We start from the raw sequence: 25,324 nt of genomic DNA on the forward strand, positions 1-25,324 counted from the left end.
TGGTCGTCTCCGTCCGGAGGACCGTCAGTTCTGGCCCGGCGGCGACCGAACGCGAACGAGCAGTAACGACCCGGGAACGCCAAGAATGAGCGCCCGGAACGGATTATGTTTGATGATAACGTCCGGGTCGAGCGGTTCGCGCTGGAGTTCGGTGATTCTGAGACACGAGTAGTAGACAGTGACGTGCGTCAGGACGTAGGCGAACGTCGCCGGAACGATGACGGGATAGTGAATTCCGACGGAGTGGAGTCCCTCGAAGGCGAACGCGGTGAGCGCCGAGATTGAAAGCAGATTGCCGAGTTGGAGCGTGACGCCGATTAATGCCGTGATTGCGGTGTCGAACGTTGACGGACCGTACGGCGTGTACGAGAGCGCAGTCATGACTGCGATGGCCCCCAGAAAGAGCCCGACGAGCAGTCCTGCTAACGGGTACACAAACTCCATACGGCGCGTTACGATGAGAACGAGGGGCGGGAATTTAGTTCTACCCCCCTCGTTATCGTGGGAGAAAATCGGGCGTATCCGAGCGACGGGCGGGTTTGTGCGTCGATTCTCGCGTCGTGTTCAGGTCCGTGGGTCGTTCAGTAGGCACGGAGATTTATTTTCACGGGAAACGTCGTTCTGGTATGAAAGGAACAGACCGGTTCATGCTGGCGGTAACGGTACTCCTCTTCGCGCTCATCTTCTTCGGCGTTTTGCTCGCGCTGTTGTAGGGAGAAAACTTATGCAACATTCCTGAAAGGTGCTAGACACCATGCCGGAATGTCAGAACTGCGGTTCGTTCGTAACGCCCGCATACGCCCGTGTATTTGCGCCCGACGGGAGAGAGCATCCGCGGGTCTGTCCGAACTGTGAGGATATGGTTCGTGACGGGGCGCAGGTACGCGAAGCGCGTTCTCGACGAACTCACTGAGCGATGTGGTAGCGTTCGGCGTCCTCCTGCCGAACGAGACCACGCTTACTGAGCGTTCCGAGGATACTGTAGAGGGAGATTTTCTTCATTTCGAGACCGTCTTGGAGGTCGGAGATAGACGCGCCGTCGTGCGTCGAGAGATAGAGGTACACGAGCTTTGCGGCCGGGGAATTCAGCTCACCGGGAACTTCGACCTTCGGAACCGTCTGTTGCATGGTTGTTGTCGTCTCCTTAGCTTCGACGATAATAAAACTCCCTTACAACAATTGTCGAACACCAGGGGACGCGAGTGAGGCTACGAGGTACTCGAATTCGAACGAATCGTTGTATTCATCACGAACATACATTGTAGGAAATGCGACTATCGACAGCCCCCGCTTTCGACGACAGTCGAAGAGTGGCCACGGAAGGAACAGCGGCGGGCGGCAGGGTTCAGACGATGAGCGAGACCCACGCGAGAAACTGTGCTGCCGCCGCGACGACCATCGCCGCAACAGCGGGAAACGGCGACCTGACGTGCGTGTAGCGGATTGCACCCCAGACGGAAAACGGGAGTGCGAGAAGGGTTGCGAGCGTCACCACCACGGGAATTGCGGTCCCGGTTATCGCCAGAAGCGACCCGTACGCGACGACCACCCCACTGACGTGGAGTACCCGAAGCCGTTGCGGAGACAGTCGCGTCACGAGCGTCCGCTTGCCGACTGTTGCGTCGGGTTCGCGGTCGGGCCACGTCGTCGCCAGCAGGTTGACGAACACCAGCAGCGCGAACGGAACGAACGGGACGAACTCACCGACACCGAGGCTCCCACTGGCAGCGAGGACGCCGTAGGCGGGGAGGAGCAGTCCACCGAGGAACGCGTTGTCGAATGCGCCAACTCCCCGCCACGCGAACGCCAGCGGCGGGAGCGAGTATTCGATGCCGAGGACGCCGATAGTGAGGAGAAGCACGACTTCGGCTGTCGAGAGCACTCCGACGACGAAGCCGCCAGCGACGACGACCACCGAGAGAGTACCGGACGCGACCATCGCCCGGCGCGCGAGCGACCGCGGCAGCCCAGTTCGGGCGAGCGCTCCGCTTCCGCCCGAGAACCACGTTCGGTCGGCCAGCAGGTCAGTTTCGTAGTCTGCGTACTCGTTCGCGTAGTGGATGGTGAGTGCGACGGGGACGAAGGCAGCGAACGCGATGCCGAGATGGCCGACGTTGAGTGACGAACCGCGCGCCACGGCCACCGCGACGCCGAGTGCGTACACGAGCGCCATCAACAGCACCTGCTCCGGGCGAGCCATCTCGAAGAGCGCACGGAGTATTACCCGTCGCGGCCGCTCCGTAGGCGACGCGTCGAAAGAAGAATCGTCGTTCGATTGCGACACGAGCGAATGGAGCCGAGCGGGACGAGACCGCTCAGTAACTCCGAATCTTCGGCTCGTACGTCTTGTTCTTGCCTTCGAGGATGACCGGCTTGTACCAGAGTTCTGGCTCGCCGTCGTTCCACGAGAGCATCGTGTGCTTCAGCCACTCCTCGTCGCGGCGTTCCTGGTACTCCTTGCGCCAGTGTGCGCCACGGAACTCGTTGCGGGCGAGCGCACCGACCGTGATGGCCTCCGCGATGTCGAGGATGTTCCGCGTCTCTAGCGTCTGGAGTAGGTCCGTGTTGAACGTCCGGGACTTGTCGGCCACGTACACGTTCTGATACAGTTCGCGGGCCTCGCGGATGTCGCGGAGCGCCTGCTTGAGGGCGTCTTCCTCGCGGAAGACGTTGACGTGCTCCGTCATCGACTTCTGGACGCGCTCGCGGATTTCGGCGTGCTGGGTGCCCTCGTCTTTCTCCAGTAGGTGCTCGATGGTCGCACGCTCGTCGTCGAGGGCACGCTGGACGACTTCGCCGCCCGAGAGGTCCGCTGCCGCGCCACCATCTGCGACGGCGTCGCCACCGAGACCGGCCTCGCCGAGTTGGACGGGCGTCTCGACCGCTGCGGTCTCGTAGTCGCCGACCTTTCCGGTCGTGATTTCGGCCTCTTTCATGTCCTTGCCTGCTGCGTGGTGACCGGCGCGCTTGCCGAAGACGATGAGTTCGGGGAGCGCGTTGCCGCCGAGTCGGTTGCCGCCGTGGACAGACGCACACGCACACTCACCAGCAGCGTAGAGGCCGGTGATGCACGTCTCGCCGTTCTCGTCGGTTTCGACGCCACCCATCGCGTAGTGCTGGCCGGGCTTGACCGGCATCGGCTCTTCGAGCGGGTTGACGCCCTCGAAGTCTTCCGAGAGGTGGATGATGTTCTCCAGACGGTCCACGATGCGCTCTTCGCCGAGGTGGCGCATGTCGAGGTGGACGTACTCGTCTTCGATACCGCGGCCTTCGTTGACTTCCGTCAGTTCGGCGCGGGAGACAACGTCGCGGGAGGCGAGTTCGCCGAGGTTGTTCGCGTAGCCGTACTCGAACATGAAGCGCTCGCCGTGTTTGTTGTAGAGAATCCCACCCTCACCGCGGACACCCTCGGTGATGAGCACACCCGTCGAGGGAAGCGTCGTGGGGTGGAACTGGATGAACTCCATGTCCTCGATGGGCGCACCAGCGCGGTAGGCCATCGCGACGCCGTCGCCGGTGTTGGCGACTGCGTTCGTCGTGTGGTCGTAGACCTGCCCGAGGCCACCTGTCGCGAGGATGACGCCGTTGCGGGCGCGGAAGCCTTCTATCTTCCCGGTCTGGACGTCGTAGGCGACGATGCCGTGGCAGGTTCGGTCCTCGGGCGCTTCCTCGTCGGAGACGGCGAGGCGCGTGACGTGCCACTCGTCGTAGACCTTGATGCCGCGTTTGACGAGTTGCTCGTACATCGTGTGGAGCAACTGATGGCCGGTCTCCGCACCCGCGTAGGTCGTCCGCGGGAACGAGAGGCCACCGAACGGGCGCTGACTGACGCGTCCGTCGTCGTCGCGGGAGAACGCCATCCCCCAGTGTTCGAGCTGGATGGTCTCTTTCGGGCTGTCCTTACAGAGCGTCTCGACTGCCGGCGCGTCGCCGAGATAGTCGGAGCCCTTCATCGTGTCGTAGGCGTGGTCCTCCCACGAGTCGCCCTCGCGGAGGGCGGCGTTGATGCCACCTTCCGCCGCGCCCGTGTGACTTCGGACCGGGTGGAGCTTCGACACGATAGCAACGTCGGCTCCTTCTTCGTGTGCCGCAATCGCCGCGCGCAGGCCTGCCCCGCCCGCGCCGACTACGATAACGTCGTGTTCGTACATGTTTGAGTGGTGTATCGTTGGGTTGGTCGAACGTTAGGGTTTCACCGAGAGGTTCACCAGAACTTCAGGTTGTTCTTGATAGCCTCGCGCTTGAGTTCCTGAATGTGCTCCGTGAGGGGGATATCCTTCGGACACACTTCGGTACAGGAGAACTGGGTCTGGCAGCGCCAGACACCGTGTTCCTGTTCGAGGATTTCGAGGCGGCGCTGTTTCATGTCCTCTCCCTCGCGTTCGTCCATCGCGAAGCGGTAGGCCTTGTTGATGGCCGCCGGGCCGAGGTACTCGTTGTCGCCGGCCGCGATGTTACACGAGGACATACACGCGCTGCACCAGATACAGCGGGTGGACATCTTGACCTTCTCGCGGTTCTCGCGGGTCTGCCGCTGTTCTTCGTCTTCGGCAGGCAGCGAGTTGGTCTGGAAGTACGGTTCGACCGCTTCCATCTGGTCGTAGAAGTGCTCCATGTCAACGACGAGGTCTTTGACCACGTCGGTGTGCGGGAGCGGTTCGACGCGAACCGGTTCGGCGAGGTCCGAAAGCTGCGTCTTACAGCCGAGTCGCTGCGACCCGTTGACGAACAGCGCGTCGGACCCACAGATAGCCTGTCGGCAGGAATGACGGAAGGTGAGCGACGAATCGTAGTGGTCTCGTGCCCACATCAGCGCGTCGAGGACCGTCATCCCCTGCTTGTAAGGGACGTAGAAGTCGTCGAAGCGGGGTTCCTGCTTGTCCTCCACTTCGGGGTCGTACCGGAAGACCTTCAGGTGGTACGTGTCGTCCGCAGAGCGCGCTTTCTCGGCCGCCTCGGCCTCGCGCTGCTCTTGGACTCGCTTCGCTCGCTCGCGCTTTTTCGCGTCACGTTTCTGCTTGCCGGGCGAGACCGACTCGGCGGACGATTCGTCTTCAACTTGGTCGGGAACTTGCGTACTCATGGTTAGATGGGAACACCTCCGGCCCACGCGAGTGCGGTACGAACGCCCTGCACGATGAGGACGAGGCTCGCGATGCCGAGAATCGCCTTGACCGCGGTCTTACGAGACCCGGACAGGCCCTGGTTGACGAGGGCGTTGTAGACGCCGTTGACCCCGTGGAACGTCGCCGTGATGAGGAACAGGATCATCAGCGAGAAGTACGTCAACTGCTCCATTCGCGCCTGTGAGAGGGCGAACGTCACTTCGTCGGCGTGGTTGAGGAAGTGAAGCAGGAAGAAGTGGAACGCCAACACGATGACGAGGAAGGCGGCCGTGAGGCGCTGCCAAAGCCATCGGGTTCCACCAGGTTCGAAGGACGTGTATCGTTCTGCCATTAGAGACTCACCCCTGCGAGGAACGTCGGCACGCTCGCGACGACGATGACACCCGTGAGGATAAGCGACGCGTAGAAGCTCTTGTCCTGTGCTTCCAGCCCGACGCCCAGGTCAACGAACAGCAGTCGAAGCCCGTTGAGGATGTGGAACACCGCCACAGCGAGCAGTCCAACTTCGAGAATGCGTACGACGAGCAGACTTTCCAGCGCCTGAATCGTGTTCGTGTACGGCGCCTTGCCCGTGAGGGCCGTCGACAACACGGCAATGTGAGTAAAGAGATATCCCACAAGCACCCAGCCGGTGAATTTGTGGAATATCCAGGCCCACATGCCAGCCGAGAACTCCCGCCATCGACCGAAGTCCTCGATGAGGCCCCGATTGTAAGACTGACTCATGCTCTTGTGAGTGTCGGGAAGGGGAGGGTATAGAACTTACGTGTATGATGTATCGTGGGGGTTCGCAATAATCGCCGTCCGCAGAGGTTTCTCCATCCCTTGGCACTAGTTCACAGGGGCATCTCGATCGCTGCCGATTGCTCCCGCTCGACGACGCGCCTGACCTTGTCCTTCAGTTCGACAAGGTGGCAAAGCGGGTTTCCGGGATAGACGACTGGGTTCTCCAGGACACCGACGAGAAGTCCTGTAAATGGTGCTTGCACCGTTACGTTGTCGTCCTTGAACGGGTTCGTGATGGTGCAGATGCGGTCGCCCTCGTGGACGAGTGCGCCGCACTCGTGGTGCATGTCGACGATGCCGCCTGCGTCGGCGCGGAGCCACGTCTTTTCGTTCTCGTCCGAGATGACGGTCCGCCAGCCGGGCCAGTTGACAGTCGAAGCCTCTCGGAGTCCGTACTCCGCGAAGACGCTCTCGACGCCAGCCAGCGCCTCGTCGATAAGTTCGCGCTGGAATCGGTGGGCTTCGCCCATCTCGACCGTGATAGCGGGTGTCCCACGGGAGGAGGCTTCAGCTCGAAGCATTCCGTCACTGCCCGAACTGTCGATGATAACGTGCGACCCGAAGGCGTTCGCGAGGCGGGCCACGTCGGGGTCGGACATGTCGGCGCGGACGTGGAGCATGTTCGTCCGCCCGCGCGTGGACGTGTGAAAGTCGATACCGAGGTCACAGGGGGCGATGAAGTTCTGATAGATACGGTACGCCATCCGCTTTGCACCGGTGGAGGTTTCGGACCCCGGGAACGAGCGGTTCAGGTCGCGGTCGTAAATCGGGAGGTATCGCTGTTGGGCGATGAACGCGGGGACGTTTACCACCGGCATGCAGACGAGTGTTCCAGCGAGGTCGGTGAGGTCCCATTCGTAGGCAACCTCACGGACGACTTCGATACCGTTCAGTTCGTCGCCGTGGGCGGCAGCGGAGAGAAAGACCGTTGGCCCCGGTCGCTCCCCATTGATGATGGTGACGGGGATACGGACCGGGTCACCCAGGTACGTCTCCGAGATACCGTACCGGATGTTCTGTGTCTCCCCAGGCTCGACCTTCCCTCCGTTGTAGGTGAAGGCCTCGTTGTCGTCCATGCCAGTCGATGGGGTGGCCGGGGTTATAAACGGTCGCGCCGTCGCAATCCATCCCAACTCGTACCACTCTAGACAAATACTGCGACCGTCATACCTTTGAAAGCTGGATTGCATGGAATGAGTATGTCCACCACTAACGACGACGTTGTCCGCGTCGGGGTGCTTTCGCTTCACAACAGCAAGGAGACGAAAGCAATCTTGAACGCGGTCGAGGACCTCGGCCACGAACCAGTCTGGCTTCGCCGCGAGAATGCGGCGGTAAACATCGAAGACGGAGAGGTGACAGTCGAACCAGAGGTGGACATCATTGCGAATCGACTCTTACTTTCTAACACCGAAGAACCGGCCGAGTTGCTCGGCCTCGCGACCACATTCAACCGCATCCGGCCGATGCTCAACGAACCGAATGCGGTCCTCGCGGCCATCCACAAGTTCGCGACGGCCGCGACGCTCGCAAACTGGAATATCAAGGTTCCGGACGCGCTGCTCGCCCTCTCGAACGACCGCCTGAACAAGGGTCGAGAGCGCTTCGGCGAGGTCGGTGTCTACAAGTCGGCTATCGGGACCCACGGCGGCGGGACGTGGAAAGTCGACCTCACGGAACCGGTGAACCCGAAGGTCGGGAACCGACAGGCATTCCTCCAGAAACTCATCGACCGCGACGACGAACGCCACCGTGACCTCCGCGTCTACATCGTCGACGGCGAAGTCATCGGCGCGATGTACCGCTACGCGCCGGAAGGCGACTGGCGAACGAACGTCGCACTCGGCGGCGACGTGCTCGACGCCACCGACGAGATGCCCCAGGAAGCCAAGGAGACGGCCCTCTACACGGCCGACGTGATGGAGATGGACTACGTCGGTGTCGACCTCGTCGAGGGCGACGACGGCTGGTTCGTCCTCGAAGCCAACCCGACGGCCGGATTCAAAGGGCTCTACCAGGCGACGGGCAAGAGTCCCGCGCCGTACATCGCGAAACTCGCTATCGAACAGGCGGGCGGCGAGGTTGACGAGACGCGCGTCGAAGAGCTATCGGCCACGCTCGACGACTCGACCCCTTCGTGCGCCCCCAGCGAGTCACCCATCATCGACGGCGAAGCGCCCATCATCGGCTACATCGAGGAAGTCGTCGTCAACGGGACGAGTGGCTCACAGCAGACCCTCGCGAAGTCCGACACCGGTGCGACCCGGACGAGCATCGACACCAGTCTCGCTGCCGAGATTGGTGCCGGTCCCATCAAAAGCATGACACGCGTGAAGTCCGGCAGCCTCAAGACCGGAAAGGCCCGCCCGGTGGTCGACCTCGTCATCGGTATCGGCGGCACCCAACACACCGTGACCGCCAGCGTCGAAGACCGCTCGCACATGGACTACCCGCTGCTTCTCGGCCGCGACATCCTCGAACACTACCGCGTTGACGTTCGCCGCCGCGCCGACGCAGACCGGACGGGTAGCGACGACGAAGAAGAAGAACTCCTCGAAGAGTAATTCGGAACGCGCGGTCGGCTTCCGCGACGGCCGAACTTTTCTCCTTGCCCGCGTAATCGAGTGGCAATGAGCCACGAGGCCTACGACACGCTCCGTACGGACAGCCACCTCGGGGGCGTCGTCGAATCTCACGGTCCGGTGACGCTCGACCCCGCGGCCGACCCCTTCGAGCGATTGGTCGTCTCCATCGTCAACCAGCAACTCTCGACGACAGCGGCGGCGACGATTCGCGACCGACTGTTCGACCGCGTGGAGGTGACGCCTGCGGGACTCCTCGCCGCTGACGGGTCGGTCCTCCGCGACTGCGGTCTCTCGGGTCAGAAGGTCGGCTACGTGCGCAACGTCGCCGAAGCGTTCCAAGATGGACTGTCGGCCGACTCGCTGCGCGCGATGGACAACGACGATGTGATAGACGCCCTGACCGAGATTCGTGGTGTCGGCGTCTGGACGGCCAAGATGTTTCTCATCTTCGTGCTCGCGCGCGAGGACGTGTTTCCGGTCGAGGACCTCGGGATTCGACGCGGAATGGAACACGTCTTCGAGGTGGAAGCCGATGCCTTCACGCACGGGGAGATGGTCGAACGCGCCGAGCGATGGGCCCCATACCGGAGTTACGCCAGTCTCTACCTCTGGCGAGTGATGGACGACTGAGCGAGTCGCGGCCTCGACTGGTGAGTCTCGGTCCCGACCGGTCAAGTCGTGTCCCAACGGATGAGACTCGGCCCCGACTAGCGAGCCGTGGACCCTGCCGAACGGAGACACGAACGCCCGAGAGACGATAACACCCACGCCGTCGTCGCATTGGGCAGTGGAATACAGAGTAAACAGCTATTGCGTTTACTTTTTACGCGAGGGAAACGTTGAAACCAATGGACACTGTAACGTTCGTCCATGAAGGTAGACGATATCAACAGCATCACTGTTCTTGGCGCGGGCAATATGGGCCACGGCATCGCGGAAGTGGCAGCCCTCGCGGGATACGACGTTGTCCTTCGCGACATCAAAGACGAGTTCGTCCAGAAGGGCTACGACCAAATCGAGTGGTCGCTCAACAAGCTCGCGGAGAACGACCGCATCTCGCAGGCCGACGCCGACGCCGCGCTCGACCGCGTCACGCCCGTCGTCGACCTCGAAGAGTCGGTTGCCGACGCCGACGTGGTCATCGAGGCCGTCCCCGAAAAGATGTCCATCAAGAAGGAAGTGTACACGGACCTCGAAGAATACGCTCCCGAGCGCACTATCTTCGCGACCAACACGTCCAGTCTCTCCATCACGGAACTCTCCGAAGTGACAGAGCGTCCCGAGCACTTCTGTGGGATGCACTTTTTCAACCCGCCGGTTCGGATGGACCTCGTCGAGGTCATCTCCGGCGCGCACACCGACGACGAGACGCTCGACGTCATCGAGGACCTCGCAGAGGACATGGGCAAGACGCCCGTCCGCGTCCGCAAGGACAGCCCCGGGTTCATCGTGAACCGTATTCTCGTCCCCCTGATGAACGAAGCGGCGTGGATTGTCCACTCGGGCGACGCGACGATGGCGGAAGTCGACTCCACGACGAAGTACGACATCGGCCTCCCGATGGGGAGCTTCGAACTCGCCGACTACGTCGGCATCGACGTGGGCTACCACGTTCTCGACTACATGCACGAAGTCCTCGGCGACGCCTACGAGCCGTGCCCGCTCCTCTCTGAGAAGGTCGAAGACGGTGACCTCGGCCAGAAGAGCGGCAAGGGCTTCTACGACTACGAGGACGGTGAGGGCGCGCAGGTCCCCCACGGCGAGGGGAGCGAAGACGTGAAGAACCGCCTTCTCGCACTCATGGCGAACGAAGTCGCGGGTCTCGTCGGCAACGACGTTGCTCCCGCGGGCGAAATCGACCGCGCCGTCAAACTCGGCGGGCGCTTCCCTGACGGTCCCGCGAAGATGGCCGACGACGCCGGTATCGAGACGCTCGTCGAGACGCTCGACGAACTTCACGAAGAGACCGGCGAGGAGCGCTACGAAGCCGTCGAGTACCTCCGTGAACTCGCGGAGTCCGGCGCGGGCTTCTACGACGATGGCAGCGACGAGGCGGACGATAGCCTCCAGTTCGACAACATCGCGGTCGAAGTCCGTGAGGGCGTCGGCCACATCACGCTCGACCGCCCGCACCGCCTCAACACCATCAGCACGGAGCTGATGGATGACCTCTCGGCGGCGCTCGACACGCTCGAAGCCGACGACGAGGTGCGCGCGATTCTCCTGACCGGCGCTGGTGACCGCGCCTTCTCCGCCGGTGCCGACGTGACGAGCATTGCCGCGGGCGGCGGCGACGCCGTCTCGGGTGTCGAACTCTCCCGCAAGGGCCAGCAGACCTTCGGCAAGCTCGAAGAGATGGACAAGCCGGTCGTCGCCGGTATCGACGGCTTCTGTCTCGGCGGCGGGATGGAACTCTCGATGTGCGCCGACCTCCGTATCGCCACGGAGCGCTCGCAGTTCGGCCAGCCTGAACACGACCTTGGTCTTATCCCCGGTTGGGGTGGCACCGTCCGCCTCCAGCGCATCGTCGGCACCGGTCGCGCGAAGGAGATTATCTTCTCCGCCGAGCGCTACGACGCCGAGACAATGGCCGACTACGGCTTCGTCAACGAAGTCGTGGACAACGAGGACTTCGAGACGGAAGCGTTCGAGTACGCCAAGAAGTTCGCGCAGGGGCCGCCGATTGCACAGCGCTACACCAAGCGCGCGATGCACAACGGCTGGGAGAACACCGATGCTGGCCTCGAAGTCGAGGCGCAGGGCTTCGGCCTGCTCTTTACCACGTCTGACCTGATGGAAGGTATTGCGGCGTTCACCAGCGACCGCGACCCCGAATTCACCGGCGAGTAATCGCACATTGTGAGTGGGTTCCTCTCACTCACTCGACTCGGAACGCAACCCTTAAAATAATCCAACTACCACTCGTGAATGCAGAAGCTCGGTTGGTGTAGTCCGGCCAATCATCTTGGCCTTTCGAGCCGAGGACAGGGGTTCAAATCCCCTACCGAGCATTTCTCTGAGGAACAACGTGACGAAGAGAAAGCGGAGCGTAGGGGATTTGAACCCTACCAGTCGCGCACAGCGAACAAAGTGAGCGAGCACGTCTGGTATTGGTTCATAATCCCCCTACCGAGCATTTCTCTGCCGAACTACCTTCCAAGCGACCGCTGTGCGTGTCGCTTGGACTGTGAAGCAGTGTATGTGAGTCAAGGGAATTTGAACTAGGGAGCGAGGCGGATGCCGAGCGAGTGAAGTTCAAATCCCCGACCAAGCAACCCCTTCTCAACTCCCAGAGCGACCACCCCATCCAACCAACCACGTTGATACCATGTACCACACTTTTACCCGCTCGCACTAAATAGACTATATAGCATGCCATCCATTCGGTTGGCGCCGACCACCTCGGTTGGTGAGCGGTAGTGCTCGAACAAATACCCGCGGCGGTCAATCCCACCGTTGCCCGGTTGTTCATCGCGGCCGCACTCGGGATGTTCCTCGGTCTGGAACGCGAGCGGTCGAAGAAGACCGCCGGAATGCGGACGTTCACACTGACAAGTCTCGTCGGCGGCATCGCAGTCATCGTCGAGAGCGATGTCATCCTCGCGGCGGGGGCCTTGCTCGTCGTCGTACAGGCCGCGCTGCTTGGCGGCCGCGGACTCATCGAACAGGAGTTGCACCGCCTGCGCGACGAAGACGACACCGAGACCGACGTGTTCGAATCGAGCCACTCTGTGGAGGCAGACGGTGACGACGACAACGGTGTGGGTCTGTCGTTGACCACCTCCACGTCGCTGCTCGTCGCCTACGCGGTCGGTGCCGCGGTAGTGAGTGGCTACGTCCTCGAAGGGGTCGTCGTCGCGCTCACGTCGTCGTTATTGTTGGTCCTCCGGCGGGAACTCCACGGGTTCGCCCACCGGCTAACCTCTGGCGAGGTTCGGAGCGCCATCGAGTTAGCCATCATCGCGTTCGTGGTGTACCCGCTGCTTCCCGACCAGGCGCTGGGACCGTGGGATGCCGTCAGACCGCGAACGGTCTGGCTGCTCGTCATCGCCGTGAGTGCCATCGGATTCGTCAACTACGTCATTATCAGACGGTACGGCGAACGTGGCATCGCAATCACCGGCTTCTTCGGCGGACTCGTGAACTCCACGGCCGTCATCGGCGAAATCGCCGGGCGAGCAGGGCGCAACCCGTCGATTCAACCGCTGGCCGTCGGCGCGATTCTGATGGCCGACGCGGCGATGGCTATTCGGAACCTGTCGCTCATCGTCGTGTTCGTCCCCGACCTCTCGTTTCAGGTCGGCGTCCCACTCGGACTCATCGGGGTCGTCGGCGTGGGCTACGCCCTGCACTCCCGCGAGTGGGGTGTCGACCTCAACGTGGCGTTCGAATCACCGTTCAGCCTCAAAAGCGCCCTCCGGTTCGGGCTGTTCTTCCTCGTCGTCCTCGTCGTCTCGGCGGCGGCACAGGAGACCTTCGGTGCGACCGGATTCGTGGTGACGAGCTTCCTCGGTGGGTTCGTTTCCAGCGGGTCGGTCGTCACGACGGTCGTCACCCTCTACAGCGGCGGGCAAATCGAGAGCACCACGGCAGTCGTTGGCGTGCTGGCGGGGACAGCCGCGAGCATCTTCGTCAAGATTTTCCTCGCGGCCAGCATCGACCGTACGCTCCTCGCGCCGGTCGCACGAAAGAGCGCCGTGCTCGTCACCAGCGGGGCAATTGGTGGCTGGATCGTCGTCATGGTTTCGTGACTCCGCGCTGTCACAACATTGATAGCCCCCTGAGACAGCAATCCAAGCGCACTGGTTCGGTGCACGTTCTGTACCCGAGCGGGCCACAGAAGAGTCGCCCACCGGTCGTCCCCCGGTGTGGCGGCGGCCGCTCGCAACGCATCGTCACTCCTGAGAGCCGATGGCTTGAGGTTCCCTGCGGTCTATCGTGCGCCAGAGTCGAACCCAACGCATGAATCGAAGCTCGAAACCGTACCGAGACGGCCCGCTACAGCAGTCGAATCGAGGCCCGCACGTCCCCGACGAACGCCAAACGAGTCGGAGGCGGCCACGATGAGTGATTCGACACGGGCGATTCTCACGGCGGGGACGCTCGTCGCACTCGCCGCAACCGCCGGAAGTCTCTACTTCAGTCTCGGCCTCGGATTGACGCCCTGTGACCTCTGTTGGTACCAGCGCATCCTGATGTATCCGCTCGTCGTCGTCCTCGGTGCGGCCGCAGTCGAGGGGCGAGCGGGCGTGTGGAAGACCGCCTTGCCACTGTCAGTCGGTGGGGTCGCCATGTCCGGATACCACACGTATCTCCAAATTGCACCGGGCGCAACCTGTACTATCGGCGGCCCGTGCGCGTCTATCCAGTATCCGATGCTCGGTGGACTGCTCACTATTCCCCGACTCTCACTCGTCGCGTTCACGCTCGTGACCCTTCTCGTCGCCGGAGTGGTGCTGACGAGCGGGGAGGGGACCGACTCGTGGGGAGTGTAGGCGTCGAAGAGTCAGGCCCTGTTTCGCGTCCACTGACGGAGTTCGGCACCAGTGAGGATGGCAACGAACGCGAGCGAGACGAGCGCAACGAGACGCGGGTCCACCCACGCGACGAGCGGGACCCCCATCCACTCGCCGAGGACGAGCACGAGTCCGGCGAGACAGGTTGCGAAGGTGAGCGCCGCGGCGGGCGTGGAGTTGGCCTCGTCGGTGAAGTAGGGGTCGAGTTCGGCCGCGTGCTCGGCGAGCGTCACCTCCTTCGCCACCGAGTCGTAGTCGACGATTTCGAGGTCGTCGAGTTTCGGGAGATGAGTCTGGTGCAACGAGATGTAGACGCTCTGTCGGACGTTTTTCGGCGGTGGCGACTGGCCGGACTCGGACTCGCCGATGAACTCGGCGAGGTCGCCCACGGTCTCCGCGCCATCGTGTTCACGGAGTTGTTCGAGAACGAGTCGCCGACGGTCGTTCCGAAGCACATCGTGAATCTCGGTCTCGTTCAATCTGTCGTGAACGGGCTGGTTAGGTGTCGTCATCTCCCCAGTTAGAGCCACTCATCGGGCTTCGTGTCGTAGTCGATGTCGCCCGCAGCGATGCGCGCTTCGAGTTCTGAATCGAGGTCGTGCGTCTCGAACTCCTCACCATCGTACCGGACTCGAACCGCCTGCTCTGTCGGCGTTGGTTCACGCCCGCGACGGCGCGCGACTTCGACTTCGTGGTCGTCGAACTCCTTCGTGATGGTCATCAGGTTGACCGGCCGTCCCCACAGGTGGTAGACCCGTTCGAGGACGCCCTTCGCCTGCTTCATATCGAGGATGACGCCGTTGTACTGGTGGCCGAGAAGTAACTCCCCGCGGTTGTCGAAGTTCCCGTCGTAGACGGCTATCGTCGGCTTTCCGAAGTTCGTGAACTGGAGGAGGAGTTTCTTTTTCACGTCCTCGTACTGCGTCGACGAGACGCGGAACTGCCGCGACGACTCCGAGTACTCGTAGGCGAAGTAGTGGTTCGTCCGGACGAACTCCTCGGTGAGGAACGCGTCGAGGAACGTCACGTCGTTGTGACTCTGTCGAATATCGCGCATCCGGTCCCATCCCGCCGTCTTATCGACGGCCGAAATCGCCTCCTCGACGGTGTCGTAGCGGTTGTCGTCGAACATGTACCGTGACAACTGTTCGAGTTCGGACCGTCGGATGCGACTGATGAAGCCGCGATTCTGCGGCTTGACGAGCGAGTAGTGGCGCGCTGCCAACCCCTCGTACGAGAGAACCTTCCACGGGTAGGTATCCACGTCGACGGCTTTGTCGCCGGACAGCGCGCGGTCGAGCATCTCGTGGTCGACTCGCGGGTCGTCCGGGCCGAGTTCGGCCAAGTCGGCTAGTGTCTCGCTCGACACAGTGTCGATAATCGGGTCAGCCGCGAGGAGTGACTGCACCTCGTCGAAGTCGATTTCTTCGGTGAAGTTGCGCCACGTGACTCCCTTCACGCGCAGGAGTTTGTCCGCGACTTCGGCGCGGTTCGTCGTGTTCTCGATGTACTCCCAGAGCTCCTTGCCAAGTTTGTACGGATTGAGTCCGGGCGACCCAAGGACGCGCGCCTGATGGTCGGCGTAGGTGATGAACTCGTCCGTGCCCGCGAACCGCTCGTCGCCCATCATGAGCGACTCCCAGTAGGCGGCCCATCCCTCGTTCATGACCTTCGTCATCTTCTGGGCGGCGAAGTAGTACGCCTCCTCGCGGAGCATGTCGAGGACGTCCTTCTGCCACGGTTCCATCTCTTCGGCCTTGCCGGTCTCCTCGTCGTACTGCATCCCGTGTTCGCGGATGTAGGCAATCACGTCCTTTCGCGGTTCCGTGAGTTTCGCCGCCTCGCGTTCCGCTTCCTCGACGCGGTCGACCCACTCGTCGTCGAACACCTCGCGCCGGACATCTTCGGAGATGTTGAGGTTCTCCAGTTGCGCGCGGATATCGTCGGGGATGGACTCGTCTTTCCGTTCGGCCGCCTCGCGAATCGACCGATGCTGGTCGATGGTGTCTTCGAGACAGAGGATGGCGTCGATGAACTTCTCGACTTCGTCGCGACTCACGTCGGGGTACTCGATGTACCGCTCGATAGCCTCGCCGTGGCGTTCGAGCATCGCGGCGGCGTTCAGGTCTCCCTCGTCGGAGAACAGCCCGAACCACTGGTTGTTCTTGAAGAAATCCGAGTGGGCCTCGACGTGAGTGATGACGGCCTTCTGGTCCGCCAGCGAGTTCGACTCCTGTAAGAACGCGTTCGATGGGTCGTCGTTGTTGACGATTTCGAACGCCTTCCCCATGCCGAACTGGTCGGTCTTGCGCTGGCGGTCGTAGGTCATTCCCCACCGCCAGTGCGGGTAGCGACTCTGGAAGCCCCCGTAGGCGATGAGTTGGTTCATCTCGTCGTAGTTGACGACCCAGTAGTTCACCGGGTAGGGGTCCAAGCCGAGTTTCTTCGCGAGCGCACCCGCTTCGCGAACGGGTTCGTCGAGGCGGGCGGCCTCTCGTTGTGCGTCTCTGCGGTGTCGTCGTGAAGTCATTCTGCTGTCGCCTCCGTGCTGAGGATACGGTAGATGGCGTCGACCACGTCGTCTGGTTCCGAGACGTATGCCACGACGACGTTGCCTTCGTCGCCGAGAAGTCGCTCGACTTCCTCGGCGTGGGTGGCGTTGATAGCGGTGCCACCCGGTTGGGTCTCAACGTACGCGTGGAGGTTGGCCGGAATCTCCTCCATAAGCGGGATGACCCGTTCTTTCGTGTCGTTCGAGGAGTTCTCCGAGTCACCGGCGGCGAAGACGTAGCGGTTCCACTCGTGCCACGGGTAGCGCTCTTCGAGTACCTCCTTCGTCAGTTCGTAGGCCGACGAGATGCGCGTCCCACCGCCCGAGCGAATGCCGAAGAACTCGTCGCGTTCGACCTCCCACGCCTCCGCGTCGTGGGCGATGTAGACGAACTCGGCGTGGTCGTACTTCCCCGTGAGATACCAGTCCAGCGGGGTGAAGGTGCGCTCGACCAGTTCGCGCTTCGTCTCGCGCATCGACCCAGACACGTCGCGGATGTTGACCACGACGACGTTCGAGCGCTTCTTCTCGATAATCTCGGGGTGGCGGTACCGTTCGTCCTCGCGGCGGAATGGAATCTCCTTGAGTCCGTCGCGGCGGATGCGCTGGATGGTCGTCGTGCGCTCGACGTTCTCTTCTAGCTCCTCGAAGGACGCCCACGTGTCGCGCTCGTCGTCCGGAATCCGCGTCCATTCGTCGTCTATCCACGCCAACGAGACGAGGATGTTGTTGTCGCGGCACCAGCGGTAGACATCGTCCGGCGTCGCGCCTTCGACTTTCATCGCCTCGCGGACGTAGTCCTCGTCGAAGTCGGTCGCCAGCTTTCGCTTCAGTCCCTCTTTGAAGAGGCGCTCGAAGTCGAGCGTGCTGTGGGGACCGGTCCGAGTCACGTCGGTGAAGTCGCCTTCGATTTCGTCGATGACCTCCTTGCCCTTCGGTTCGAGTTCCAATCCGAGTTCCTCGTCGAGCGCCTCGGCGAACTGCTCGGGGTCCATCTCGTAGTACTCGTGTTCGGCCCCCTCTTCGCCCGGTTCGCCCTCGTCGCCCTCTCCGGGCGCGGGTTGGGGCTGGCCGAGCGGTTGGCCCACGTCGGGCGTTCCGCCTTTCCCCTGTCCGACGCCGCCCATGTCGAGACGGTCGTATTTGAACTCGGGGAGTTCGACGACTTTGATTGGAATCTTGATGTCCTTGGCTCCGGACGCGCCGAGGTCGCCGTAGGAGATGAACTCCTTGAGGTCTTCGCGGCGCTCTTCGCCCACTTCACGGAATCGTTCGAGGTCGTCTCTCAGTCCCATTCGTAGCTCACCCGTTTCATGACGGCACGACTCGTGAGTTCGGCCGAGGCGGCGGTGTAGCCGCGCTGTTCCATCTCCTTGAGAGTCCGTTCCTTGACGCTCTCCGTCTCGGTGTTCGTCGGCGGGTCGTCCCACTGACGGGGGTCGAGGTCGGGGAACAGGCGACGCACGTCGACCCAGTCGTGTGTCTCAAGGACGGTTCGAATGACAGGAATCTCGGTGAGGTCCACGTCGCTGACCTCGAACCCCTCGTCGCGGTTCTCCCATGCGTACCTGTTGAGCGCGGTGATGACCTTCTCGTGACGGAACTCCTCGACGTCGTCGGCCGGGTCGTTGCCGTCGTAGTCGTCTTCAGAGAATCGACCGAGGTGTTCGGTCTCGAACAGTTTCATGAGCAGTGGGTCCGGGTCGACGAGACCGTGCTCAGTCTCGATTTGGTCGTCGGAGGCCCACGCGAAGACGTGTTCGACGTACTCTTCGACCGTCTCGCGCTCGACGCCCTTGTCGGCGAGCAGGGCGTCGAGAACGTCGCTTTCCTGCTGTTCGAAGATGTACTCTTCGACCATCTCGATGCGGCCTTCGTACTCGGCCGCCTCGGCGCGCGAGAACACCGGCGCGTCGGGTAACTCGTCGACCATCGCGTCGAGCACGTCAGTCGGCATCACGACAGACCCCACGTCGAGGTCCGGGTGGTGTCTCTCGACTCGGTCGTGGAGCAAGTCGGCGATAACGTCTCGCGTGAACGTCACGGGAATCCCGTGGGTGCCCTCGGAGTCGCCGACGAACTCGAACCCCGAGACTTCGCGGCGCTGGTCGCCGACCTGCAGATAGCCGCGGTCGAGCAACAGCGCCTTGTCCACGAGGTTCAAGTCGAGGTCCGGGTCGTGCGGCACGTCTTCCGGGTCGAGGCGCGTGACGACGCTGTAGAGCGCCGCCGCCTCGATTGCGTGCGGTGCGAGTTCCCGGATTCGGACGGTTCCCGGCCCCTCTCGAACGTCCAGCGTGACCCCCTCGGCGACGATTTCGGCCAGCACCTCCGGCTTTTCGGTCCAGACACTCGTCTCGTTCGTCAGTTCGCGGCGGATGAGTTCGGCTTCCAGCGAGAGGTTCGTCAGGTAGCGGAACTCGTGTTTGTTCAGACGACGCTTGAGCGCCTTCAGGGGGTCGCGGCCGTTCCTGTCGGCGAACTTGTCGAGTTCGGCGTCGAGGTCCGGGTTCGAGATGATGACGAGTTGCGTGTCGATGTCCATCCCGATGCCCTTGTCCAGTTTGACGCGCCCCTCGTCGGGGACGTTCAGCAGTTTCTGGAGCAAGTCTGCGTGCTGGGTCGCGTCCTCGACGATGGTGAGGAGGCCGTTGCCCTGCGAAAGGACGCCGTCGTAGCTGAACGCCTGCGGGTTCTTCCGCCCGCGGGAGTTCAGTTCGCGGAGCATCCCCGGCATCCACGACCCGACGAGGCGCTCTTTCGGCGACCCGTCGTCTTCGGAATGGAGGACGCCGATACCGCGTCCCACGTCCACGACGTAGTTCTTCACTCGGAGGTGTTTCGGGTCCGTAAGGGCCGAAAAGAGGTCTTTTCGCCCCGCCCGTCGGTACTCCTCTTCGAGGTAGAAGTACGCCTCGCGGCAGAATGGGTCGAGTTCCTCGTCTACGTCGATAGGGATGTGGCCGCTGTTTTTTTGATTGAGTTCTCTGAGGAGGCGCTTTCGAACGGTCGGTGGGAAGACCGAAAGCGGGTGTGCCTGCACCGGGCTCTCGTACCAGTCTTCGTTGTCCGACTCGAACTCGCCGCCGTAGGAGAGGCCGCGAGTGTCGGTTGCGTTGGCGATGTTCCACTCGACGGTGTATCGCCGTCCCTCGTCCGTCTTCGAGTACTCGCGCAGTCCGTTGATGAGACAGCGTTTCAACTCGGATTTGCCTGTGGCGGTCGGCCCGTCGAACCAGACGATTTTCTCGGCTTTGCCGCGGTCGGCGGCGATGGTTCGCAGGTCGTCGACGAACGCGTTCAACACGTCCGTGTTGCCGAAAACCGCGTGCTCGCCGTCGTTGGCCGGGTCGTCGAAGAAACTGTAGCGTTCCTTCTCTTCGCCTTCCTCGATGACGGTTCGGGTCCCCATCGATTCGATAGCTTCCAGCAGGTACTTCGACGCGTGGGAGGCGATAGAGGGCGACTCGAAGGCTGCTTCGACGTAGGCCGCGAGGCTCATCGGCTCCTCGTAGGTCCCGCTGAGGGTCTCGTCCGCGGCGCGGATGTAATCTCGCATTGGTTTAGCCTTCCAGTTCGCTCTTGGCCACCTCCGCACCAGCGAACTCGAGTACTTCGCGTGCGCCGTCGCGGGAGTAGCCCTGGTCGACCAGGGCGTCTATCCATGCGTTGCGCTCGTCGTCGTCCAGTTCGTTCGCGCTCACCAACGCCGAGAAGTTGATGTTGTGTTTCTTGTCTTCCCAGAGTTTGCGTTCGAGCGCGCGGCGGAGCCTGTCGTTTTGTTGCGGGTTGAACGACGTACCCTCACGGGCGCGACGGGAGACCCAGTTGGAGACCTCCTGCCGGAAGTCGTCTTTGCGGTCTTCGGGGATGTTGAGTTTCTCCTCGACCGCCCGGAGGAACTTCTCGTCGGGGTCCTGGTCGCGGCCCGTCAGTTCGTCTTCGACAGTTGCATCGTCGATGTATGCCATGACGTGGTCCATGTACTTCTCGCCCTGTCGGCGAATCTCGTCGAGGTCGTACGCGAGCGCGTGCCGAACGTCTTCGATGGCGCGCTCTTTGAACTCCTCGCGGACCATCTCGAGGTAGCGGTGGTACCGTTCGAGATTCTCTTCGGGAATCGACCCGTGGCCTTCGAGGTTCTCTCCGAGGTGGGTAAAGGACGTGAGTGCCGAGAGGTACGACCGCCCGCGGTGGGTCGAATCCATGATGGCCTCGGCGATTTCGTCGCCGATGAACCGGGCGGAGACGCCGTCCATCCCCTCTCCGATATCGGCTTTTGACTCGCCTTCCTCGCGGAGTTTGCGTACGTCGATGTCGTCGCCGTCGTCCAACTCGCCGTTGTAGGCTTTCGCCTTCTGGACGAGCGAGATACCGTCGGAGTCGGGTTCGACGATGCGCGTGAGGACGCCGAACAGGCCGGACATCTCCAGCGTGTGCGGTTCGACGTGGATGTCTGGCACGTCCGCGTTGCGCAGCATCTTGCGGTATATCTGCGCTTCCTGTTCGTATTCGAGGACGTACGGGAAGTCGATGCGTTTCGTCCGGTCGTTGAACGCCTCCATCTTCTCGTCGCCTTTCTTCTCTCTGTACTCCGGCATGTTCGTCCGGCCGACGATGACCTGGTCGATGTCGATTCGCGGGTTGTTCTTCGGCTTAATCGTCTGTTCCTGCGAGGCGTGCAGGAAGTCATAGAGGAATTCCCGCTGGAGTTTCAGCAGTTCCTCGCCGGAGAAGATGCCGCGGTTGGCGTTACAGAACGCGCCGGAGTAGTCGAACGCCCGCGGGTCGGATTCGCCGTACACCGCGAGTTTCGAGTAGTTGACGTCGCCGGTCAGTTCGGTCTCGTCTTGGTTCTTCTTGTCTTTCGGTTCGAACGTCTCGATGCACTGCCGCTTGTTCTCGGAGGCGACGAGACGGATGATTTCGATGTGGTTCTCGACCACTTTCTCCAGGTCGTCGTCGTAGTACGCCAGGAGGCGGTCCATGTAGAACTCCGAGGCGGGGTCGAGCGCCTGGTCGTTCCGGATGGTGTACGGTGCATCGAGGTTCTCGTTCAGTTGTTCGATGACCATGTCGCGCTGTTCCTGTGCGAGCAACACGAGCGGGTCCTGGTTCATCGGCGACTGGACAACGTCGTCAGCGGGGTCTTGGTCGCGGATAACGTCGGTGAGGTTCGTCCACCTGAACGTGTACATGCGACCTTCGTCGTGCATCGTGTAGTCCTCGAAGTAGCGTCGCGAGAGCCAGTCGAAGTGCGACTTCCCGGACCCGACGGGACCAAGGAGGAGTTTGATGCGTTTTTCGGGGCCGAGGCCACGGGCACCCGATTTCACCTTGTTGACGAACTCGTGTATCGATTCGTGTACTTCTCGGCCGTAGAAGACGTTCTCCCCGTCGTGGAGCGGGTCTTCGGAGGCCATGAGGTACTCCACGACGCCCGCGTCCTCGTCGTAACGGGTGCCGTAGAAGTCGAACATGTCCGCCACGCGTTGGTGGGCGTTGCGAGCGATCTTAGGATCCGCGTAGACCTCTTGCAGGTACCACTCGAAACTCTTTGCCTCGCGCAGGTCCGAGGGGACGGAGTCTTTGTAGTGTTTGCTCAGGTCTGCGAGTGTTTCTATTTCGCCGGTCATTGTTCGTGGAGCCTCGACGGACCAGCCGTCCTGAGACGGTTACTGTGGCGACGCGCCCGATAGTACGGGTCGCGGACGGAACCCCATCGATTTCGACGACACGCAGCCAGTGGCTACGGGACGTGGGCGACGGGGCACCGCCACCGCTCCGCGCTCGCAACGGGGCGACGACGGGCGACAGAATCGATAAGTCACGCGGCGCGATTCGCTCGGTCCAGGGACCGAGACTAATTCACAATGAGGGGCGTTAACATATAACGCTTACTCCGGGAAAATATAAGAAAAGTGTCTCGAATACGGCTACTGCCACATGCATACCACGTGATTTTGCCCCCCACTCTGACGGTGTGCGTCGGTTTAATCGGCGATTCAGTCTATTGGCAGACCCATTAATCGAATCATCCTAAAATCATGTCGTCGTTTATCGGTCGTTATTCCGGCGGGTGTCCGAGACACCCTGTTTCCGCTTCGACGACCGAGAAGGCTTAGGACGCCGAGGAAGTAGCGTGTGTATGACCGAACTGCCCGACGGATGGACGCTCTGGAACGACGAACACGGGGGGAGGCGCATTCTCGCGTACCGCCCCGACGTGTTCGACGGCGACGAGTTCCCCTCGGAGTGTCTCCCCACCATCTTCGTGTCGAACGGGTCGCGGGCGAACCGACCCGGTGCGTCACAGATTTCGACCGAGACGTGGCACGCAGTCCTCTTCTTGGAACCCCAAATCGAGGCTGTCGCCGAGGAGTTCGACTCGCGCGATGCGGCACTCGACGGTGCGAACGATATCGCACGTCGATTCGCGGAGGGAGAAGTCGATTATCGGGAGCCGTACCAACTTCCGCGCGAAGACTACTTCGAGAAACTCGACGAACTGACCGGACGAGAGTCTTAACCACCTCGCCAATGAATCACACACTATGACGGCTGTCACACTCATCGGAACTCGGCTTGCCGACGCCGGTGCCGAGTTCGTCTACCACGGGGAATCGAGCGCCTGTGAGGGGTGTCCGTACCGACGGCAGTGTCTCAACCTGAACGAGGGGGTCCGCTACCGCGTGGTCGACGTGCGAGAAAACACGCAAGTCCTCGACTGCGCCGCCCACGATATCGGAGTTCGCGCCGTCGAAGTCGAACCCGTCCCCGTCCGGGCGAACGTCCCGTCGAAGGGGGCCTACGCCGGGAGCAAGGCCAGCCTCCAAGGACCGTGCCCACATACTGAGTGTCCGAGCCACCAGTACTGCGTCCCCGAGGGCGCGGAGTTCGACCAGGAGTATCGCATCGCCGAAGTCGTCGGCGACCCGCCGCACGACCACTGCTACCTCGACCGGAACCTGACGCTCGTCGAGTTCGAAGCGGCCGACGAGTAGTACCGCTGAGAAACGAGCGAACACAACAGAGTGTTTACACGCCTCGGTGCAGACGCCTCGGGTATGACGACCGCAGTCTTCTTCGACCTCGATTTGACGCTCCTCCAGTACACAGCGGACTTCGAGACGATTTTCGAACGAGCGCTTCCGAACGCTCCTGACGGTGCGTACGAACGGTACGTCGAGGGGCTTCTCGACGCCTTCGACCACCTTTCGACGACACCGTATCACGCAGGATTCGAGGCCGTCGTCGACGAGTTCGACGTGGACGCCGACCCCGACACCCTCGTCTCGAACTACCACGATGCGGAACTCGCGGCGACGACTGTTCCAGCGGCCACACACGAAGCGGTCACGCGGGTCGCGACGGAGCGACCAACCGGCATCCTCACGAACGGGACGCTGGAGATGCAACGAGCAAAGCTCGAACAGCACGGTCTGGACGACATCGTAGACGCTGTCGTCGTCTCGAACGACCCTGTAGTGGCCGCGCGGAAGCCGAACACTGCTATCTTCACGACCGCCGAAGACGCCCTTCCGGCGGACGACTACGTCTACGTCGGCGACTCGTACGAGGAGGATATCGTGGGCGCGCGCAACGCCGGGTGGGAAGCGCTCCACGTCGGAAGCGATGGCCCCGAAGACGCACCCGAGCGTGTCGAGTCCGTCGAAGAAGCAACGCGGCGAATTCTCGACTGAGCGCACGGCGAAAATGGAGACGGGAGAAGAAATAGAGGCGCGACAAAAAACGGCGAACTCGGAGACTGTGAACGGCCGTCGATTCGGCGGTTACGGAAGCGTCCCGACTTTCTCGCCAGCGTAGCCGAAGATGTTGGCGTAGCCGTACGCCGAGAGCAAGATGGGGAAGAAGTCGCGGTCGGCGATGAACGTTTCGTCGTCCGCGCGGGCGAACGGTTCGCCGGATTCGACGGGTTCGAAATTCTTCGCCAGCACCTCGTACTCCTCGGCGACGGGTTTCGGAATCATTTCGAGCAGACGGAACACGTCGAGGCTGTTTTCCTCCGGTGCGGCGAGTCGGAGGCGGGCGTCTTTCGCAACCGGGGCTTCGTCGTCGGATGCATCGCCGCCGTCGCTCGCAACTGCGGGCGCGGGGAGGACGTTGGTCGCTGTGAGGAACGCACGGATGAGCCAGTAGGCGTTCTTGGCTGCCTCGTCGGACTTCTGAAGCCCAGCTTCGACTTCGATGGTGTGGGCGTGCTCGATGAGTCGCCCGTCGGCGAAGTTGTTCGTCTCGACGACCACGTCGACCGGGAGGTGCGGGAGAATCGACCGCGAGATGGCATCGACGGTATCGACGATTGCGAAGGGGTCGGCGTACGACTGCGTGGAGTGGATAGAAAAGGCAGTCGTACCGCGAACCTCGCGCCCGAGGTCGTAGGCGAGTCGTCGCTCGTGCGAGTCCGCGTTCGGGTCGCCCGGGAACACACGGTTGAGGTCGTCGTCGAGGAACCGAACGTCCGCGTCGAGGGCTTCCTCGTTTGCGACGATGAATTTCACCGGACGCTCAACGTCGGGGTCCTCGGCGACGAGTCGCTCGATGGCTCGCGCACCGCACGGCTCGTCACCGTGAATAGACCCGACAACAGACACTTCCGGGGTGCCGTCTCCGAGTTCGTAGATACGCATTGGCGGTTTCTGGCACTGGGCGCTAAAGGACTTTTACATTCGCTGGAACGGGAAATTCGACGAGAGATGTCAATCCCCCGTTTGGAATCTGGGGGACGCTGTGTCCGGA

At 62.1% G+C, this 25,324-nt stretch carries 22 protein-coding genes and 1 tRNA gene; 9 read left to right on the forward strand and 14 right to left on the reverse strand.

What is annotated here, in order from left to right; genetic code table 11:
• Positions 1–24: 24 nt before the first annotated feature.
• The 8 genes from ACH9L7_RS03175 to ACH9L7_RS03210 all read right to left on the reverse strand — a co-directional run bounded on the left by ACH9L7_RS03175 (position 25) and on the right by ACH9L7_RS03210 (position 6,988).
• Entirely contained in the window at positions 25–444 is a 420-nt protein-coding gene (locus ACH9L7_RS03175) for a hypothetical protein (RefSeq protein ID WP_396612296.1), read from the reverse strand.
• Between the two features lie 462 nt (positions 445–906).
• Positions 907–1,128, reverse strand: coding sequence for a MarR family transcriptional regulator (locus ACH9L7_RS03180; protein ID WP_396612297.1), 222 nt, complete (start codon positions 1,126–1,128; stop codon positions 907–909).
• 217 nt (positions 1,129–1,345) lie between these two features.
• On the reverse strand, positions 1,346–2,200 hold the full coding sequence (locus ACH9L7_RS03185; protein ID WP_396612298.1) for a prenyltransferase: 855 nt from the start codon (positions 2,198–2,200) through the stop codon (positions 1,346–1,348).
• Positions 2,201–2,315: 115 nt separating this feature from the next.
• Positions 2,316–4,151, reverse strand: a complete 1,836-nt coding sequence (locus tag ACH9L7_RS03190; protein ID WP_396612299.1) for an FAD-binding protein — start codon at positions 4,149–4,151, stop codon at positions 2,316–2,318.
• A gap of 53 nt (positions 4,152–4,204) precedes the next feature.
• Positions 4,205–5,083 (reverse strand): succinate dehydrogenase/fumarate reductase iron-sulfur subunit, encoded by an 879-nt coding sequence (locus tag ACH9L7_RS03195; RefSeq protein WP_396612300.1) that lies wholly within the window; start codon positions 5,081–5,083, stop codon positions 4,205–4,207.
• 2 nt (positions 5,084–5,085) lie between these two features.
• A complete protein-coding gene (locus tag ACH9L7_RS03200; protein ID WP_396612301.1) occupies positions 5,086–5,457 on the reverse strand; it encodes a succinate dehydrogenase hydrophobic membrane anchor subunit in 372 nt (123 codons plus the stop codon).
• On the reverse strand, positions 5,457–5,852 hold the full coding sequence (gene sdhC / locus ACH9L7_RS03205; RefSeq protein ID WP_396612302.1) for a succinate dehydrogenase, cytochrome b556 subunit: 396 nt from the start codon (positions 5,850–5,852) through the stop codon (positions 5,457–5,459). Before sdhC ends, ACH9L7_RS03200 begins: the two co-directional genes overlap by 1 nt.
• A gap of 110 nt (positions 5,853–5,962) precedes the next feature.
• Positions 5,963–6,988 (reverse strand): succinylglutamate desuccinylase/aspartoacylase family protein, encoded by a 1,026-nt coding sequence (locus ACH9L7_RS03210; protein ID WP_396612303.1) that lies wholly within the window; start codon positions 6,986–6,988, stop codon positions 5,963–5,965.
• Between the two features lie 123 nt (positions 6,989–7,111).
• Between ACH9L7_RS03210 and ACH9L7_RS03215 the strand changes: the two genes are divergently transcribed.
• The 6 genes from ACH9L7_RS03215 (at position 7,112) to ACH9L7_RS03240 (ending at position 13,992) form a co-directional block, all read left to right on the forward strand.
• A complete protein-coding gene (locus ACH9L7_RS03215; protein ID WP_396612304.1) occupies positions 7,112–8,476 on the forward strand; it encodes a RimK/LysX family protein in 1,365 nt (454 codons plus the stop codon).
• 66 nt (positions 8,477–8,542) lie between these two features.
• Positions 8,543–9,127, forward strand: coding sequence for a DNA-3-methyladenine glycosylase family protein (locus ACH9L7_RS03220; RefSeq protein ID WP_396612305.1), 585 nt, complete (start codon positions 8,543–8,545; stop codon positions 9,125–9,127).
• A 240-nt stretch (positions 9,128–9,367) separates the two neighbouring features.
• Positions 9,368–11,347 (forward strand): 3-hydroxyacyl-CoA dehydrogenase NAD-binding domain-containing protein, encoded by a 1,980-nt coding sequence (locus ACH9L7_RS03225; RefSeq protein WP_396612306.1) that lies wholly within the window; start codon positions 9,368–9,370, stop codon positions 11,345–11,347.
• Positions 11,348–11,433: 86 nt separating this feature from the next.
• Positions 11,434–11,508 (forward strand) — tRNA-Glu (locus ACH9L7_RS03230).
• A gap of 477 nt (positions 11,509–11,985) precedes the next feature.
• Positions 11,986–13,248 carry an MgtC/SapB family protein gene (locus ACH9L7_RS03235; protein ID WP_396613319.1) on the forward strand — a complete coding sequence of 421 codons (1,263 nt, stop codon included), beginning with the start codon at positions 11,986–11,988 and terminating at the stop codon, positions 13,246–13,248.
• A 312-nt stretch (positions 13,249–13,560) separates the two neighbouring features.
• Positions 13,561–13,992 (forward strand): disulfide bond formation protein B, encoded by a 432-nt coding sequence (locus ACH9L7_RS03240; RefSeq protein WP_396612307.1) that lies wholly within the window; start codon positions 13,561–13,563, stop codon positions 13,990–13,992.
• 11 nt (positions 13,993–14,003) lie between these two features.
• Here the strand turns inward: ACH9L7_RS03240 and ACH9L7_RS03245 are convergent, their stop codons facing one another.
• From ACH9L7_RS03245 to ACH9L7_RS03265, 5 genes are read right to left on the reverse strand one after another with little or no spacing between them, the layout of a single operon-like run.
• The gene (locus ACH9L7_RS03245; protein ID WP_396612308.1) at positions 14,004–14,525 is read right to left on the reverse strand and encodes a hypothetical protein; all 522 of its coding nucleotides are present in this window, start codon (positions 14,523–14,525) and stop codon (positions 14,004–14,006) included.
• A gap of 8 nt (positions 14,526–14,533) precedes the next feature.
• On the reverse strand, positions 14,534–16,543 hold the full coding sequence (locus ACH9L7_RS03250) for a SpoVR family protein (RefSeq protein WP_396612309.1): 2,010 nt from the start codon (positions 16,541–16,543) through the stop codon (positions 14,534–14,536).
• Entirely contained in the window at positions 16,540–17,859 is a 1,320-nt protein-coding gene (locus ACH9L7_RS03255) for a YeaH/YhbH family protein (protein ID WP_396612310.1), read from the reverse strand. Before ACH9L7_RS03255 ends, ACH9L7_RS03250 begins: the two co-directional genes overlap by 4 nt.
• Positions 17,850–20,123, reverse strand: coding sequence for a PrkA family serine protein kinase (locus tag ACH9L7_RS03260; RefSeq protein WP_396612311.1), 2,274 nt, complete (start codon positions 20,121–20,123; stop codon positions 17,850–17,852). Before ACH9L7_RS03260 ends, ACH9L7_RS03255 begins: the two co-directional genes overlap by 10 nt.
• Before the next feature lie 4 nt (positions 20,124–20,127).
• The gene (locus tag ACH9L7_RS03265; RefSeq protein ID WP_396612312.1) at positions 20,128–22,200 is read right to left on the reverse strand and encodes a PrkA family serine protein kinase; all 2,073 of its coding nucleotides are present in this window, start codon (positions 22,198–22,200) and stop codon (positions 20,128–20,130) included.
• A 512-nt stretch (positions 22,201–22,712) separates the two neighbouring features.
• Here ACH9L7_RS03265 and ACH9L7_RS03270 point away from each other — a divergent pair.
• From ACH9L7_RS03270 to ACH9L7_RS03280, 3 genes are all read left to right on the forward strand, one after another.
• Entirely contained in the window at positions 22,713–23,093 is a 381-nt protein-coding gene (locus ACH9L7_RS03270; protein ID WP_396612313.1) for a DUF5820 family protein, read from the forward strand.
• A gap of 25 nt (positions 23,094–23,118) precedes the next feature.
• Complete coding sequence (locus ACH9L7_RS03275; RefSeq protein ID WP_396612314.1) at positions 23,119–23,568, forward strand: UPF0179 family protein; 450 nt, start codon at positions 23,119–23,121, stop codon at positions 23,566–23,568.
• Between the two features lie 63 nt (positions 23,569–23,631).
• Positions 23,632–24,267, forward strand: a complete 636-nt coding sequence (locus ACH9L7_RS03280; RefSeq protein ID WP_396612315.1) for an HAD family hydrolase — start codon at positions 23,632–23,634, stop codon at positions 24,265–24,267.
• 90 nt (positions 24,268–24,357) lie between these two features.
• On the opposite strand, the gene ACH9L7_RS03285 is transcribed toward ACH9L7_RS03280, so the two are convergent.
• Complete coding sequence (locus ACH9L7_RS03285) at positions 24,358–25,215, reverse strand: succinylglutamate desuccinylase/aspartoacylase family protein (protein ID WP_396612316.1); 858 nt, start codon at positions 25,213–25,215, stop codon at positions 24,358–24,360.
• Positions 25,216–25,324 lie beyond the last annotated feature (109 nt).

This window comes from Haloferax sp. S1W, from assembly GCF_044593955.1.
Lineage (GTDB): Archaea > Halobacteriota > Halobacteria > Halobacteriales > Haloferacaceae > Haloferax.

Excerpts from the sequence above, each read along its gene's own strand:
- ACH9L7_RS03175 (WP_396612296.1), bottom strand. The coding sequence starts at position 444 with ATGGAGTTTGTGTACCCGTTAGCAGGACTGCTCGTCGGGCTCTTTCTG.
- ACH9L7_RS03180 (WP_396612297.1), bottom strand. The coding sequence starts at position 1,128 with ATGCAACAGACGGTTCCGAAGGTCGAAGTTCCCGGTGAGCTGAATTCC.
- ACH9L7_RS03185 (WP_396612298.1), bottom strand. The coding sequence starts at position 2,200 with ATGGCTCGCCCGGAGCAGGTGCTGTTGATGGCGCTCGTGTACGCACTC.
- ACH9L7_RS03190 (WP_396612299.1), bottom strand. The coding sequence starts at position 4,151 with ATGTACGAACACGACGTTATCGTAGTCGGCGCGGGCGGGGCAGGCCTG.
- ACH9L7_RS03195 (WP_396612300.1), bottom strand. The coding sequence starts at position 5,083 with ATGAGTACGCAAGTTCCCGACCAAGTTGAAGACGAATCGTCCGCCGAG.
- ACH9L7_RS03200 (WP_396612301.1), bottom strand. The coding sequence starts at position 5,457 with ATGGCAGAACGATACACGTCCTTCGAACCTGGTGGAACCCGATGGCTT.
- sdhC (WP_396612302.1), bottom strand. The coding sequence starts at position 5,852 with ATGAGTCAGTCTTACAATCGGGGCCTCATCGAGGACTTCGGTCGATGG.
- ACH9L7_RS03210 (WP_396612303.1), bottom strand. The coding sequence starts at position 6,988 with ATGGACGACAACGAGGCCTTCACCTACAACGGAGGGAAGGTCGAGCCT.
- ACH9L7_RS03215 (WP_396612304.1), top strand. The coding sequence starts at position 7,112 with ATGTCCACCACTAACGACGACGTTGTCCGCGTCGGGGTGCTTTCGCTT.
- ACH9L7_RS03220 (WP_396612305.1), top strand. The coding sequence starts at position 8,543 with ATGAGCCACGAGGCCTACGACACGCTCCGTACGGACAGCCACCTCGGG.
- ACH9L7_RS03225 (WP_396612306.1), top strand. The coding sequence starts at position 9,368 with ATGAAGGTAGACGATATCAACAGCATCACTGTTCTTGGCGCGGGCAAT.
- ACH9L7_RS03235 (WP_396613319.1), top strand. The coding sequence starts at position 11,986 with ATGTTCCTCGGTCTGGAACGCGAGCGGTCGAAGAAGACCGCCGGAATG.
- ACH9L7_RS03240 (WP_396612307.1), top strand. The coding sequence starts at position 13,561 with ATGAGTGATTCGACACGGGCGATTCTCACGGCGGGGACGCTCGTCGCA.
- ACH9L7_RS03245 (WP_396612308.1), bottom strand. The coding sequence starts at position 14,525 with ATGACGACACCTAACCAGCCCGTTCACGACAGATTGAACGAGACCGAG.
- ACH9L7_RS03250 (WP_396612309.1), bottom strand. The coding sequence starts at position 16,543 with ATGACTTCACGACGACACCGCAGAGACGCACAACGAGAGGCCGCCCGC.
- ACH9L7_RS03255 (WP_396612310.1), bottom strand. The coding sequence starts at position 17,859 with ATGGGACTGAGAGACGACCTCGAACGATTCCGTGAAGTGGGCGAAGAG.
- ACH9L7_RS03260 (WP_396612311.1), bottom strand. The coding sequence starts at position 20,123 with ATGCGAGATTACATCCGCGCCGCGGACGAGACCCTCAGCGGGACCTAC.
- ACH9L7_RS03265 (WP_396612312.1), bottom strand. The coding sequence starts at position 22,200 with ATGACCGGCGAAATAGAAACACTCGCAGACCTGAGCAAACACTACAAA.
- ACH9L7_RS03270 (WP_396612313.1), top strand. The coding sequence starts at position 22,713 with ATGACCGAACTGCCCGACGGATGGACGCTCTGGAACGACGAACACGGG.
- ACH9L7_RS03275 (WP_396612314.1), top strand. The coding sequence starts at position 23,119 with ATGACGGCTGTCACACTCATCGGAACTCGGCTTGCCGACGCCGGTGCC.
- ACH9L7_RS03280 (WP_396612315.1), top strand. The coding sequence starts at position 23,632 with ATGACGACCGCAGTCTTCTTCGACCTCGATTTGACGCTCCTCCAGTAC.
- ACH9L7_RS03285 (WP_396612316.1), bottom strand. The coding sequence starts at position 25,215 with ATGCGTATCTACGAACTCGGAGACGGCACCCCGGAAGTGTCTGTTGTC.